Annotated in this window: 9 protein-coding genes and 1 pseudogene; 2 read left to right on the forward strand and 8 right to left on the reverse strand. The window is 68.1% G+C overall.

Going from position 1 to position 13,596, the window contains the following annotated elements; translation table 11 throughout:
- Positions 1 to 164: 164 nt before the first annotated feature.
- Positions 165 to 1,133, forward strand: coding sequence for a PucR family transcriptional regulator (locus ACIGXX_RS41605; RefSeq protein ID WP_399984060.1), 969 nt, complete (start codon positions 165 to 167; stop codon positions 1,131 to 1,133).
- A 222-nt stretch (positions 1,134 to 1,355) separates the two neighbouring features.
- On the opposite strand, the gene ACIGXX_RS41610 is transcribed toward ACIGXX_RS41605, so the two are convergent.
- Together ACIGXX_RS41610 and ACIGXX_RS41615 are read right to left on the reverse strand one after the other, a co-directional pair.
- Positions 1,356 to 2,855: a UbiD family decarboxylase gene (locus ACIGXX_RS41610; protein ID WP_399984063.1), complete on the reverse strand. Its 1,500-nt coding sequence runs from the start codon at positions 2,853 to 2,855 to the stop codon at positions 1,356 to 1,358.
- Between the two features lie 146 nt (positions 2,856 to 3,001).
- Positions 3,002 to 3,721: a UbiX family flavin prenyltransferase gene (locus ACIGXX_RS41615; RefSeq protein WP_399984066.1), complete on the reverse strand. Its 720-nt coding sequence runs from the start codon at positions 3,719 to 3,721 to the stop codon at positions 3,002 to 3,004.
- Positions 3,722 to 3,830: 109 nt separating this feature from the next.
- Here ACIGXX_RS41615 and ACIGXX_RS41620 point away from each other — a divergent pair, with 109 nt between their 5' ends.
- Positions 3,831 to 4,283, forward strand: coding sequence for a MarR family winged helix-turn-helix transcriptional regulator (locus ACIGXX_RS41620; RefSeq protein WP_399984069.1), 453 nt, complete (start codon positions 3,831 to 3,833; stop codon positions 4,281 to 4,283).
- 291 nt (positions 4,284 to 4,574) lie between these two features.
- On the opposite strand, the gene ACIGXX_RS41625 is transcribed toward ACIGXX_RS41620, so the two are convergent.
- The 6 genes and pseudogenes from ACIGXX_RS41625 to ACIGXX_RS41650 form a co-directional block, all read right to left on the reverse strand.
- A complete protein-coding gene (locus ACIGXX_RS41625; RefSeq protein ID WP_399984072.1) occupies positions 4,575 to 6,653 on the reverse strand; it encodes a SpoIIE family protein phosphatase in 2,079 nt (692 codons plus the stop codon).
- A gap of 1,343 nt (positions 6,654 to 7,996) precedes the next feature.
- The gene (locus ACIGXX_RS41630; RefSeq protein ID WP_399984075.1) at positions 7,997 to 8,617 is read right to left on the reverse strand and encodes a TetR/AcrR family transcriptional regulator; all 621 of its coding nucleotides are present in this window, start codon (positions 8,615 to 8,617) and stop codon (positions 7,997 to 7,999) included.
- 110 nt (positions 8,618 to 8,727) lie between these two features.
- Positions 8,728 to 9,201, reverse strand: coding sequence for a hypothetical protein (locus ACIGXX_RS41635; RefSeq protein ID WP_399984078.1), 474 nt, complete (start codon positions 9,199 to 9,201; stop codon positions 8,728 to 8,730).
- Between the two features lie 59 nt (positions 9,202 to 9,260).
- A complete protein-coding gene (locus ACIGXX_RS41640) occupies positions 9,261 to 9,896 on the reverse strand; it encodes a serine/threonine-protein kinase (protein WP_399984081.1) in 636 nt (211 codons plus the stop codon).
- A 911-nt stretch (positions 9,897 to 10,807) separates the two neighbouring features.
- Positions 10,808 to 11,683 (reverse strand): alpha/beta fold hydrolase, encoded by an 876-nt coding sequence (locus ACIGXX_RS41645; RefSeq protein WP_399984084.1) that lies wholly within the window; start codon positions 11,681 to 11,683, stop codon positions 10,808 to 10,810.
- Positions 11,680 to 13,082, reverse strand: a pseudogene (locus ACIGXX_RS41650) (carotenoid oxygenase family protein). The gene ACIGXX_RS41645 and the pseudogene ACIGXX_RS41650 overlap by 4 nt, the downstream one beginning before the upstream one ends.
- Positions 13,083 to 13,596 lie beyond the last annotated feature (514 nt).

Here is a 13,596-nt window from a genome sequence, read left to right on the forward strand (position 1 = left end):
ATCGAGTTCTACCGGACCATGGTCGTCCGACCGGAGGACCTGCACGCGTCCATGCGCCACAACCTCGGCTTCATCCTCGAACACCTAGCCGACCCCACCTCGGCAACCGTCGACCTGTCCGGCCAACCACGACTGGTCACAAACGCGCCCTGCAGGATGCGCCGTTGCCGGAGATCTTGCGCGCCTATCGGCTCAACTTCCGCTACTTCTGGGACCAACTGCTCAACGAGGCAAAGAGGGTGGGTGGAGGCACCCCCGACGCGCTCTTGGCGGCGGCGACGCACATCTGGGAGCTTTCCGACACGTATTCCTCGGCGCTCACCGACGCCTACCGTGAGACTCTCGCCGAACGGATGGTGGAGACCGACCGACGCCGAGCCGCCCTCGTCGCCGAGTTGATCGACGGACCTTCCTCGAAAAGCGACACCGTCTGGGAGGTCGCGCGCATGCTCGACTTCCCGTTCCAGGGAACGTTTCTAGTGGTGACAGCTGAGGGCCGAGCCGCCGATGATCCACCGCTGCCGGGGCTGGACAGGCGGCTGCGGTCCCTCGATGTCGGATCAGCGTGGCGCGCGCAGCCAGGCTCCGAGACGGGGGTGCTCTCCTGCCCGCGACGGCAGCGGCTGGAACTGGTCCTGGAGGCCGTACGTGGCGTGGCGGCAGGCCGCGTAGGCGTAAGCCCGGTCTATGACCGGCTTGACCAGACAGTCCGCGCATTGCGGTACGCGCAAGTCGCACTGGAGTCACTGCTTCCTGGCTCGGCGGCAGTACGCCAGCTCGACGACACACCACTGACGGAACTGGTGATGAACAACCTGGAATCCACGCAACGCGCCGTCAACCGCATCCTGGGTGGCGTTCTCTCCCTACCTGAGGACGACCGCACCACGCTCCTCGCGACCGCCAGGGCGTGGCTGGATGCACACGGGTCAGCGGCCGAGGCGGGGCGAGCTCTGCACTGCCACCAGAACACGGTGCGCTACCGCATGCACCGACTGGAGGAGTTCCTGCGTGGCCCCCTGGACGCCCCGAAGATCGTCGCTGAACTCGCCATGGCACTCGACGCCGTGGGCACCTTCCCCACCTTGCTCGAACACCTCCGGGCACCCGAACAGGCCACTGACCGCTCGTAGTGGAGCAGCTGACGAACTCGGCCCTGCCCCGGACACGCCGGATGCGGGCACGTAACGAATGTGCCTGCCTGCAACAGGTCGTCGAGCGCCTGATTGCCTGGCTGCAGCTTCCGATGCCTCCGCATTCGCCAGGAACGAAGCGACGACATCTACGAAGGCTTCCTCGGCCTCGCCGCCTGCCTCATCACCCATCGTCACGTCCAACACTTCTGTTGGGACCTCTTAGTCGGCCTCGGGGAAGCCGTAGTCGCTCCAGTTGTCGAGGACGCGGTGGCGCACGTCGTCCGGGTAGGAGTTGCGGAAGCAGGCCGTGATGCCCGGGGTGACGCCCTTGAACTGCTCGGGTAGCAGGCAGCTCGTGACGGACTTGCCGCCCTTGCCCGTGCGTACCTCCGCCTCGGTGAGGTAGGGAACCATCGGGATGCCGGGCGTCTCAGGGTAGACGTATTCGCCGGTGCCCGGGTGGTAGCGCGTCGCCATGGCCCAGGTGACCTGGTCGATGTCGGTGATGTCGATGTCGTCGGCGATCAGGAGCACCTTGGGCACCAGCCAGCCGGCGTGGGAGCCGAACAGGACATCGGCCACGGTGTCGGCAAGCTCTCGCTCGGTCATCTTCGTCCGGGCGAGGCGTTCGATGTCGATGGCGACGACGATCCAGCAGGTCGCGGCCTCGTACGAGCACCAGGCCATGGAGACCGGCAGGCCGCCGGTGCGCAGCACGTCAAGGCTCGCGGCCGAGATCATCGTGCCCCAGATGGTGTGGTTCTCCTCCGGCGGCAGGCCCGCCACGCAGATGGGGAGGATGGGATTGTCGCGGTACGTCACCGTCTCGACGTGGAAGACGGGCTGGGGCTTGCTGCCGGCGAAGGAGTAGCCGTGGTACTCGCCCATCGGGCCCTCCGGCGCGGTCTCGTCGTGGCTGATCCAACCCTCCAGCACGATCTCGGAGTTGGCCGGCACGTGTAGGCCGCCCGTCTCTGTGCGGACCACTTCGACCGGGCTGCCGGTCAGCGTTCCGACGTAGCCGTCCTCGCTGACGTACGAGGGCAGCGGCATGCCGGCGGCTGCCAGTGCCGCGGGCGGGGCACCCAGCACCATCGCCCAGGGCGTGCGCTCGCCCTTCTCGCGCCACATCTCGTGGATCATGCCAATGTGCTGCTGTGGCATGGCCGGGCCGACCAGGGTGTTGCGGCTGTTGAGCATGGTGCGGGCGACCGACCAGCTCGTCCACGATCCGTCGGGGCTGCGTACTACGTGGAAGCCGTAGGTACCGAAGTAGCGGCCGCCGTCCTGCTCGTGCAGCAGCAGGATCGGGAAGCGCTCCAGGTCGACGTCGTCGCCGGTCAGGATGTTCTGCTTGCAGGGTCCGCTGTCCACCACACGGGGAGAAACCGGCTCGGAGTGCAGGGCGGCGATGAGGTGTTCCAGCAGCTCGCGCGGCGTCGTTTCGCGCGGCAGGCCGAAGTGCGCCGCGAGACGCCCGTAGGTCCCGTCCTTGGCGCTGCTCAGGCCCGCGGGTGCGCCCAGGATGCGGAATCCGGAATCGCCCTCGGTGAGGTTGCTGAACAGCGGGGCGGGGCTATTGGTCTCGTAGACGCGGCGGGTGACGGCACCGGCCTCGAGTGTGGGGCTGACCGGCTTGCGGATGTCGACCGCGTCACCGATGGCGAGCAACTCCTCGACGAAGTCCCGGAAGTTGAGCGCGCTGCCGCGTTGTGTCATGGCAAAACCTGTTCTTTGGACGGGAGTTGGCTGGCCGGTTCGCCGAGGGGCAGGCGCACCGGGGTCGGAGAGAAATGGGTCGAGCAGAAGGAACGGGACCAGCCGAAGGGACGGAGAGCCGGTAGACCGGCCGGCCAGGTGCCGGGTCAGGAGGCGGTTGCGACCCAGCGCGCTGATGTCACGTGCGGGTCATGGTCGGCGGGGTGGGAGGCGGGGCCATCCGGGGCCCCGTCCGTCTCAGCCACGCGGACCGCAGGCCCGTGCTCGGTCCGGCCTTCGGGGTGCACGGCACTGTCACGCCGCGCAGCCTGCATGCCCTGCCAGCGCTTAGCGGTGGGCATGTCCAGGTCGAACTGGTCGAGGATGCGCGCGACGAGGTACTCGACGATGTCGTCGATGGTCTCCGGCTGGTTGTAGAACGCGGGCACCGGCGGCATGATGACGGCGCCCATGCGCGTCAGCTCCAGCATGTTCTCCAGGTGCACGGCCGACAGTGGGGTCTCCCTGGCCACCAGGACCAGACGGCGCCGCTCCTTGAGCAACACGTCTGCCGTGCGCCCGATCAGGCCTTCTCCGTAGCCCGTACGGATCGAGGCGAGCGTCTTCATGCTGCACGGCACGACGACCAAGCCGTCCACTCGGAACGAGCCGCTCGAGATCGAGGCGCCCTGGTCGCCGGGGCTGTGGCACACCGTTGCGAGCGCCTGCACCTCGCGCACCGAGCGCCGGGTCTCCTGCGCGAGCGTGGCCCGCGCCCAGCGGCTGACGACCAGGTGCGTCTCCACTTCCAGGTCTCTCAGCGCCTCCAGCAGGCGCACCCCGATGGGGGCGCCTGTCGCGCCTGTCATCGCCACGATGAGCTTCATGTCGCCCTCCTTCCACGCTGTCACGCACAGTTAGTACGTACACGCCCTAATGTGGCGACGGTATAGTACGTGTACGTCCTAATCAAATTCGGAGGATCGGCAGCGCACCATGTCCCAGGAGAACGAGGACCCGTCCGTCCCGCTCGCCGCGATCGGCGGGCTCGGCCCCCTTGCCCGCCAGCTGAATCAGGCGCACACGCGCCTGTGGCACGAGCAGGTCCATCAAGATCTGACCGGCCCCCAGTTCACCGTCCTCAGCCTGCTGCATGCGCGCGGCGCCATGGACCAGGGCACGCTTGGTGCGCTCGCCCACCTGGACAAGTCGACCGCGGCTCCCTTGCTGGACCGGCTACGGCGGCGCGGCCTGGTCGACATCACCCGGGACGGCAACGACCGGCGCCGCAAGCTCGTCCGCATCACCGACAGCGGCCGTGAACTGGACACCAGCCTGGCGCCCGCAGTGGTGGCCGTCAGTGATCAGCTCCTCGCGCCTCTCACCGCCGAGGAGCGGGGCGTGTTCCTTTCCCTGTTCCGCCGATTGGTCCGCGAGGCACAGGGCTAGTACTGGATTCCTTGAGCGGTGTACACATATCGGCGCCGTAGTCGGCGAGTTGGTGGTGCTGGTCTGCCCCAGATCCAGGGTTTGCCACGTGAGTTGAGCTCGTTGGTCGCCAGGGCCGTGGCCTGGTCGATGTCGTCACGGTTGGCGAACGACTGTCCGGCCAGAGCGGCCTTGCGGGAGCGTCGATATGGCGCTCTGTCCTTGCACCGTGGCGCTGTTTGAGTGGACTCACAGACACGGCCATCGGAGAACCACGTCGAGGTTGGACAGCACGGGTCACAGTGGGGAGGCTCATCGGCGGACGCGGGCGATGAGGAGGGCGACGTCGTCGTGGTCGCCGGGATGCCGCAGTGCGGCCAGCAGGTGGTCACAGGTGTATTCGAGGTTACGGTGAGGGCCCTCGAGGAGGCCGACGAGGACGTCCAGGCGAGCGTCGATGTCCTCATCACGGGTCTCGACCAGACCGTCGGTGTAGAGCAGGATCTGGTCGCCGGGGTCGAGGTCGACGGCGGTGGTACGGAAGGGCACGCCGCCGACGCCCAGCGGGGCGCCGGTGGGCAGGTCGAGGAGTTCGGGCGGATGTCCGGGCCGCATGCGGACGGGGGGCAGGTGTCCGGCGGTGGAGATGTGGCACTGCGCGCGGTGGGGGTCGTAGAGCACGTAGGTGCAAGTGGCTATGTAGGGGTCCAGAGAAGCGGTGATCCGGTCCAGGTTGCGCAGTACCTCTGCGGGCTCCAGGTTCAGCCCGGCGAGCGTCTGGGTGGCGGTGCGCAGCCGTCCCATGGCGGTGGCGGCGTTGATGCCGCTGCCCATGACGTCGCCGACCACGAGCGCGGTCCGGTCCCCGGTGAGGGGGAGGATGTCGTACCAGTCGCCGCCGACTTCGATGGCCGCACTGGCTGGCTGGTAGCGGGAGGCGACCTCGAGGCCGAACAGGTGCGGCGGTGGTTGGGGCAGGAGGCTGCGCTGGAGGGTGAGTGCGGTATCGCGCTGCTGCTGGTACCAGCGGGCGTTGTCGATGCACACGGCGGCGCGGGCGGCCAGTTCACCGGCCAGAGTGGCGTCGTCATCGGTGAAGGCCAGAGGGTTGCGGGCCCGCACGAGATCCAGGGCGCCGAGGACTTCGCCACGGGCGATCAGGGGGACGGCCAGGTAGGAGTGGACCCCTGCCCGGGCCAGCAGAGCCGCGGCCCTGGGGTCGCGGGCGATGAGAGACAGGTCCTCCTCGTCCGTGTGGGGCACCATGACCGGCCGGCTGGTGTTCACACATCGGGTCACCAGGCGATCGGCGTCGTAGCGGGCCACCTGGCCCGGTGGGTCAGCCGCCGTGGCGGCGTCGGTGGGGTAGGCGGTAGCGACCGCTAGGGCTCTGAACACCGCCGGTCCGCTGGTGGAGGCAGGGGTGCGGTGGCCGGCCAGAGCGGAGTCGAGGATATCCACGGCGGCCATGTCGGCGAGTTCGGGCACCGCGACATCGGCCAGCTCACGGGCGGTCTGCTCCAGGTCCAGGGTGGTCCCGATGCGCACGGAAGCGTCGGCGACAACGGCGAGACGGTGTCGAGCCCGGTCCGCGTCCGTGTCTGCCCGGTGCCGGTCGGTGACATCCACCACCGAGGTCGCCACCCCCAGCACCTGTCCGCCAGAGTCCTCTAGACGGTAGAAGGACACGGACCAGGCATGCTCGGTGTCCGGGTCGGCAGGGCTGCGGGCGACGGTGTATCGGTCGAGCAGCGGCGTTCCGGTGACCAGGACCTGGCGCATGGCGGACTCCACCCTGTCGGCATCCAGGAACGGCAGCACATGCCCCACGCGCCGGCCGAGATGCTCATCAGCGGGCAGGCCGTTGATCCGCTCGAGCGCCGGGTTGACCATCACATACCGCAGATCGGTATCCATGAGGGCCAAGCCGATCGGTGACTGGTCCACCAGCCGTACTGACAGCGCGAGGTCCCGTTCCACGCGCCGAAGGAGCGCCTGGTCCGTGGCCAGCCCCAGCGCATACAGATCGCCGAGATCGTCCTCCAGCCGCATATTGCGGAACTCCAGCAGCCGCGTCCGGCCGTCCTTGTGCCGCACGGGAAAGGTGCCCGCCCAGCTCCCCTCACCGCCCATCACCTCGGCGAACAACCGCAGCACAAGTTCCACGTGCTCGTCGGCTACCAGAAGTTGAGCGGCGTACCGACCGAGCGCCTCCCCGGCGCAGTAGCCCGTCAACGCTTCAGCCTGCGGACTCCAGAACACGATCCGCCCGTCCGCATCCAGCACGATCGCCGCCACGCCCAGCACGTCCAGCAGCCCGCCGCGTGGTGCGCCACTCAGCTGCGCCCCCCCTGCAGGACCAAGATCGTCCTGGAGTCTGCCCTCGTCCATGGCCAGCCGTTTCTCCGAGCCGTCGGCATGGTGACAGCAGTACGCAGTTCACATACCCCGACAGGCGACGCTGTGACAACCATCGTCTCCCCTGGCCCTTGCTCTCGCAGCCGCTGCGCCAGCGGTGCCGCCCAGCAGCAGGTCACCGGCAGACGGCGCAGCATGCCGCCCTGCCCACATCCGCCCAGCCCCACGCAAAGAAGCCCAGCAGAAGAAGATACGAAGTTCCCCAAGGCCGTCTGTCGGTCTAAAACTGACGATCATCGTTGACACCTGGGTCTCTGATCACTAGGAGATCCACATGTCGAAGACGCCCCCGCTCGATGGCGAGGTGAAGCGGCGCTTGGCCGGGAGATGAATAGGCACACCGACGTGCGCGGGTGAGGTCCGCACAACCGCGATTCCCTGAATCTGGTGCGGCACAGCCAACGCTTCCGCCTCTGCAGCGTGATCTGCCACGCTGCCGAGCGCGTCATGCACGACCGAAGAAGTCGTGCGGGTCGGTCCGCATCCGGTTCGAGGCAGCTAGCCGGGGATCGGGAACTTCACGTCCTCGTGCGCGCCACTCCTCCACCAGCGTGTCGTAGGTGGGGGTATCTGCCCCCTGCTGGCCGTTGTGATCGAAGGGTGCTGCTGTGCGATGCCAGTGCGGGATGACTTCATCACCTTCTGCCGGGCGGACAGGCTCCGGCTGAGACTTCCAAGTACTTGCAGCACCTTCCGGGGCCGTCGCCCGGCAGGCGGACCACAGGCTGGGGAGAGGCCGCCGCCCAGCATGGCCTGTGAAAAGCGCAGAATCGGCACCCACCTGGCGGGGCGGATCACTGCAACCGCCCGCAGAATCGTTTTTCTCCACGCGTCTCATCCTTGCCCTATCCTTGCTCGGTTCGCACCCGAGGCGCCGCACTTGACGGGGGCGCATGCCGCACTGAGTGAGGCATTGCGTGCATGGCGCGCCCCCCGTTGTCATCCGAATGCGCACCCCGGCCTATTTCATTAAGGCGGGGTGCACTGCTGGCACGATGCTGCGGAGTGCGAACGGCTATCCGGAAGTCACACAACGCCGTTGCCGCCCCGGTTCCATGGCTGATCGAGCAAAGCGAGCGCAAGTCCTACAAGACCGACCCAGCATGAGCAGTGGGCTTGGTCGAGCCGGTGATCCGCGCGTGGAAGGGTGGGCACCCCTCGGTCAGCGCCCATCAGGGCCGGTACGAGATGCGGGAGGTCGTCAACGCGCTGCTGCGCTGGCAGGTGCGGGAAAGGACGAGCCGGAGGGCGGGCCCGCGCCTGGTGGTGCCGGCGAGCGTACATGTTCATCGCGCCGGCGGGAATCGCCCAGCATGTTAGGCCACTTCGCGCTGATCGCTTTCGGGTGCGAGGACGCCCAGGCCGAATAGGTCGATGACCTGGTTGATCAGTGCATCGGCTCGCGAGGCGTCGAGGTATTCGTCCACGAACATCTGGGAGAGGCCGTAGACCAGAGCTTGAGCGGCGATCCTGATCAGTTCCGGATCGCCTTGCCGCAGTTCGCCGCGTTGCTGCCCGGCGGTGACCACCTCGATGATGCCGTCGGTGAAGGCGCGATGCCCCTCCTCCAGGGCGGGCGTGCGATCCGCGCCGAAGAGGGCGCCGCGCAGGAGCGCGAACCGGTGCGGGTGGTCCAACGCGTACTGCACGAACGCGGTGCCCAAGGCCCGGAAAGGGACGGTGTCAGCCGCGTTGACCGCCGCCATCTGGATCACACCGAAGTCCACCGCCACGGCCTCTGCGACCGTTGTCAGGAGAGCCCCCCGGTCGGGAAAGTGCCTGAAGGGTGCCGAGGGGGAGACACCCGCCCTGCGGGCCACCTCTCGGACGGTCACCGCCTCCGTGCCGCCCTCGTCCAACAGCTCGACGGCATGCGCGACCAACGTCTCCGGCAAGGAGCCGTGGTGGTAGTGCCGTCCCGCTGCCTGGGTCTTCATGCAGCCAGTCGTACCACACCTTGACACCTGGACGGAGGGCCCATGTGATCAGCGCTTACATGAATGTCTTCACTGCCCTGAAGGGCGAGGGCCGCTCCACTGCTGTGCGCTTACTTGAAGCACTCCAAGATCAGGGGGAGATCCTCCAACCACTCGTGGAGGCGGGTGGTCCTGTGTGCCTTGATCAGGTGCTGGTGGGTCGTTCCGTCGCGGAGTCGAATGGTCACCTTGAGGAATCTGCGGGACTCGACCGAGTAGTCGACGGTGCTGATCTCGCCCCAGGTGAACTGGAGGCTCTGGACGTCGGATTCGAGGGAGACTCCCCCGGCGTCGATCAGGATGCCGCCCTTGGAGTCCGTCGCCGTGAAAGCGATGCCGTCGGCTGCCGCGTCGCTGGCCTGTGCCGGCTGGGGTTGCGGGTGCGCGGCCTCGGTCGGTGCTTGGTGGGCGGGGACCGCGCCGGCCGACTGCTGCAGTGCGACCGCGGTGGGTGAGTACGTCGCCGAGTTCGGGGCGAACAGGTCCAACAGGCGTTCCGCCGTGGGTCTTTGGGCGGGGTCTTTGGCCAGGCAGGCAGCGAGCACCGGCCACAGGCTCTAGGGCACTGCGGAAAGGTCCGCCGGCTCGTGCACCGCGCGGTACATCAGGCCCATCGGGTGCCCCTTCCGAAGGCACTGCCGCCCGCCGCCGCGACCAGCACGGCACCCAGCGCGAACACATCGGCTGCACCGCCGACTTCCGCGCCCTGCGCCTGCTCGGGTGCCAGGAATCCCGGCGTTCCGAAGGCCACTCCGGTGGAGGTCAGGCGGATCGACTCCATAGCCCGAGCGATGCCGAAGTCCAGGACTCTCGGGCCGTCGGAGGCCATGATGATGTTCCCGGGTTTCAGGTCGCGGTGCACCAGACCGCAACCGTGAATCGCCGCCAGCGCCTCGGCAAAGGCAGCTCCCAATTGCCGCAGCCGCTCTGAGTCCATCGGCCCTTCGGCCCCGAGGAGACCAGCCAGGGTGGGGCCGGGGATGTACGCCGTGGCCAGCCAGGGCTCCTGCGCCTCAGGATCCGCGTTCACGACCTGCGCCGTGTGGAAGCCGCCCACCCTGTGGGCGGCCGCGACCTCGGCACGGAACCGCGCCCGGAAATGCGGGTCAGCCGCGAGTTCGGGGCGCGCCACCTTGACGGCCACCAAGCGCCCGCCGCGCGAGCGGGCCAAATAGACGGTGCCCATCCCGCCGGCGCCCAACTCCCGCTCCACGGCGTACACACCAATACGCTCCGGCACGCCCGCCCCGTCCTCCCCGTACTCCCTGCGCCGCACGCTTCACCCTGTGCTGTCGCGCATCAGTATGACCTTGCTCTTGGTTGAAAGCATCGTGGGATGCGGAGTGGGCTTCCGATCCGAACTCCCTCCGCTGGCGGCGCTGTTCGACCGATGTGGCCCCCCCCCCCCCCCCCCACCGCGCGCTGACCTCCGCCTCGAAGGCAAGGGCCTGGCTGAGTCGCCCGCCGGCCTGAGGCCGCCCTGCTGTGGGACCGCATGGCGCGTACTCGCAATGGATCCGCCCTGCTTTTCGCGTCCCCTGTCCCTCTGTTTGTGTCATGGCCCTAGCGACTTGCACCACCACGCAGAGCAGCTTGCGCACGGGGCATCCCAGAACGCGTACAGCTTCCATGTGCAGTCCTGGTTGCAGCCAGCCACGGCGTACACGAGGAAACTTTCCCGCTGGTTCGCAGGTACTGCCCAAGGCAGGGCGACGGATCATCCGCACTGCAGAAGCCGTCGAAGAGGATGTGCACGTTGTAGCCCATCATCGAACTGAACTCGGTCGAGCTGTACTGCTCGCTCTAAGCCGGGGTGGCCAGCGCCACCACCGCGTGTACGAAACGGAGACGGTAGTAAGCCAGAGCACTACCATGAACGATGGCGAGCCCACTTCTTGTCGAACTCCTCGTACTCCCCTACACCGTCCGAATTCGACGAGCCGCTCACCTCGTACTCGTACGGCCCCTGATGACAGGCCAGTTGGGCGGACTCGTTGACGAAGCCCCCCGCCGGGCCCGGCGAGTCACCGAGGTCCCGAAACTTCTCGGTGCCTGGGCCAGGATCCTTCGCCTCGCCCTCGCGGTCCTTCGTGTAGCCCTCCGTCACCCGTGCGGGGCGGCGACAGTCTGCAGACGGCCTGGGCCTTTGGTTCAGCGGGCGAGGTGAATGCGGAGGAGCGCGACCACTTCGTCGGCGGCCTGTTCCGGAATCCAGTGCCCGATTCCGGTCAGAGTGTGTGAGGTGTACGGGCCGGTCACGTACCGGCGTGTGAGCTCGGCGCCGGTACGGCCCAGTGCGGGGTCACTGTCGCTCGGGATGAACAGGGTCGGGACGGTGACCTTGGCCAGGCGGCCCGGCGGGTTGAACGGCATGGCCCGGTACCAGTGGAGGGCCGGGGTGAGGGCACCGGAGTTCAGCAGGAAGTCGGCGTCCCTGATCAGGTTGGCCTCGCTCTGGCCGGCGGCCATCCGTCCGGCCACGGCGTGCGACGACCCCGCCGCCGGGTCGACGCGGCGGAGGATCAGCTCGGGGAGCCAGGGGATCTGGATGGCGAACATGTACCAGGACATCAGGAACTGACGGCTGGTGAAGAGGGATCGCATGAAGGCGGCGGGGTGCGGGACGGACAGGGCGGTCATGGTGGACACGGCGTCCGGGCGGGTGGCGGCGAGCGTCCAGGAGATCGCGGCACCCCAGTCGTGCCCCACGACATGCACCTTGCGGTCGCCGGGTTCGGCCGCCTCGATGAGCGCGAGGGCGTCCTTGCTGAGTTCGGACAGGCGATAGGCGAGCCTGCCGCGAGGCCGGGCCCGCAGCGAGTACCCGCGCTGGTCGGGTGCGAGCGTGCGGTATCCCGAGGTGTGCAGCAGCGGTGCGATTCGGTCCCAGCAGCTCGCCCGCTGGGGAAACCCGTGCAGGAGCACCACGATGTCCCCGTCAAATGGGCCCTGGTCGACGACGTCGAACACCAGCCCCTTGCGCCCGAAGGACGTGATCCGGCCGTCGGCGTCGCGCTCCGCGATCACGAGTGGCTCCACTGGCCATGGAAGGTGTAGCCGAGGCTTTCGGGGACGGGGAGGGTACAGACAGGGCCGTCCGCGACGGACTGGGCGTTGAAGACGACGATGTTCGTGCCCCCTGCGGTGAGATGGGTTTCGTAGGCGATGAGCCAGCCCTGCTCGTCGAGCCGGTCCCGGTTGCGAGGGACGAAGATGGGCTCGCTGACCAGGTGGCCGGGGCCGTAGTCGTAGAGGTCGGCCTCGCCGAGCTCGGTGTCGTAGCGAGTGACCGCCGAGCTGTGGCGTTGCCACTGGCGGCGCCGTACACGTTGCGATGGTCGGTGGTGGAGCGGCGCGGGTCGATGGTGGGGAACTCGAGGGGCAGCCCGTGGAGTTGATGGGCCTCGACCGTGCCGGAGGTGCCGACGCGGTAGCGCCAGAGACGGCCGATGGGGAAGCACGAGGGATCGGTGAGGTGGCTCAGGCTGGAGAGAGCCTCGTGCATGACGGTCCACGACCGGAAGCGGACCAGGTCGAACACGATGTCGTCGCCGTCGTCGTAGGCGCCTGCGAAGTGCCACTGGAACCACGGATCGGTTTCGACGACGCGGAACGGGCCTCCCGCGCGGGGAACGAGCAGGATGCGGGTGGGCTCGTCGACATGCCAGCGCATGGCCTGGAAGGCCGGGAGGCGGCCGGATGCGACGCTGGGCAGGTCGAGGATGACAGGACCGAGGCAGAAGACGAGATGGGTGGCGGTCATCGCGAAGTCGTGGACCATGTAACGGCGGGGCAGCCGGGTCGAACGCACCTGTTCGGTCGGTCCGCCCCGCCTGGTGCGGTAGATCTTCAGACGGGGGGTTGGGCCGTAGACGCAGCCGAAGTTCCACAGCTCCGCGGTGCCGGGGTCCCAGCACGGGTGGGCCGAGTAGGGGCTGCCGAGTCGGCGGCCGACGGGGCCTGACGTCGCAAGGGCGCGGTCGAGGTCGCAGCGGCCGAGGGTCTCGAGCGTGTCGGGCGCCAACTCCCAGGGCATGTCACCTTCCCAGAGCGCGAGCAGCCTGCCGTCGATCATCGCCACCGAGGTGCTGGCCTGGGAAGCGGCCGGGCGCAGCAGCAGGTTGCGGAGCCGGCCGCCCGATGCGTTGGCTCCGGCAAGGCGGACCGGGGGCGCGTCGTTTCCGCGGGCGTTCAGGGACGCTTGGCAGGAGGGGGTCCTGACATAGCGGGAACGGACGCGCACCGGGCTGCCGGGAGTGAACGTCACGGCGCTGACGAGGCCGTCTCCATCGATGATGTAGTCGGACAGATGGGTGCCCGCTCCGTTGCGGTACAGCGTCCCTGTCAGACCCTCAGGGACTGTCCCCTGACTCGGGCGGAGTTCGGCCTCGACCTCTCGGGCCCAGCCGCCGCGACGCAGATCCATGAAGCTCCAATGTGATCAGTGCACACATTAGTTGTGAGCGCTGATTACATTGGCTTTCGGTTCGCGTGTCAAGGTGTGGTACGACTGGCTGTGTGAGTAACCGTGTGGCCAACCGGCCCTACCGCCACGGAACTTGCCGGATACGTTGGTCGGGAACGCCGTCCAGCTGCTGGAGGAGGCGGGCGCCGAGGCGGTAGTCAGCTGCGAGTGGCTCGCAGGGCAGGCGTCTCACCCTCGGCACCGTTCAGGCACTTACCCGACCGGGCCGCCCTGTTGACCGCTGTCACGGAAGCCGTGACGGGGAGTGTCTCCCGGATGGTCGGCGCCTTGGCGTGCCCAGGGGGTGCATGGCGATGGAGCGCCACGTCCTGCACGTCCACGGCGCCGACAAGTACGCCGCCGCGACCGAGATCGCCGCTGCGAAGGCCGGGTGGCTGGATCGCCGGGGAGAACGCTTGTGCTCGCCGGTGGCCTCGTCGAGGCGGCGGTCGTTGAGCCATGGTGTCCGCGCCTC

This window comes from Streptomyces sp. NPDC055243, assembly GCF_044544025.1.
Taxonomy (GTDB): domain Bacteria; phylum Actinomycetota; class Actinomycetes; order Streptomycetales; family Streptomycetaceae; genus Streptomyces.

What these genes read in the sequence shown, in the direction of transcription:
- ACIGXX_RS41610 (WP_399984063.1), bottom strand. Translation starts at nt 2,855, where the DNA reads ATGACACAACGCGGCAGCGCGCTCAACTTCCGGGACTTCGTCGAGGAG.
- ACIGXX_RS41615 (WP_399984066.1), bottom strand. Translation starts at nt 3,721, where the DNA reads ATGAAGCTCATCGTGGCGATGACAGGCGCGACAGGCGCCCCCATCGGG.
- ACIGXX_RS41620 (WP_399984069.1), top strand. Translation starts at nt 3,831, where the DNA reads ATGTCCCAGGAGAACGAGGACCCGTCCGTCCCGCTCGCCGCGATCGGC.
- ACIGXX_RS41625 (WP_399984072.1), bottom strand. Translation starts at nt 6,653, where the DNA reads ATGGACGAGGGCAGACTCCAGGACGATCTTGGTCCTGCAGGGGGGGCG.
- ACIGXX_RS41630 (WP_399984075.1), bottom strand. Translation starts at nt 8,617, where the DNA reads ATGAAGACCCAGGCAGCGGGACGGCACTACCACCACGGCTCCTTGCCG.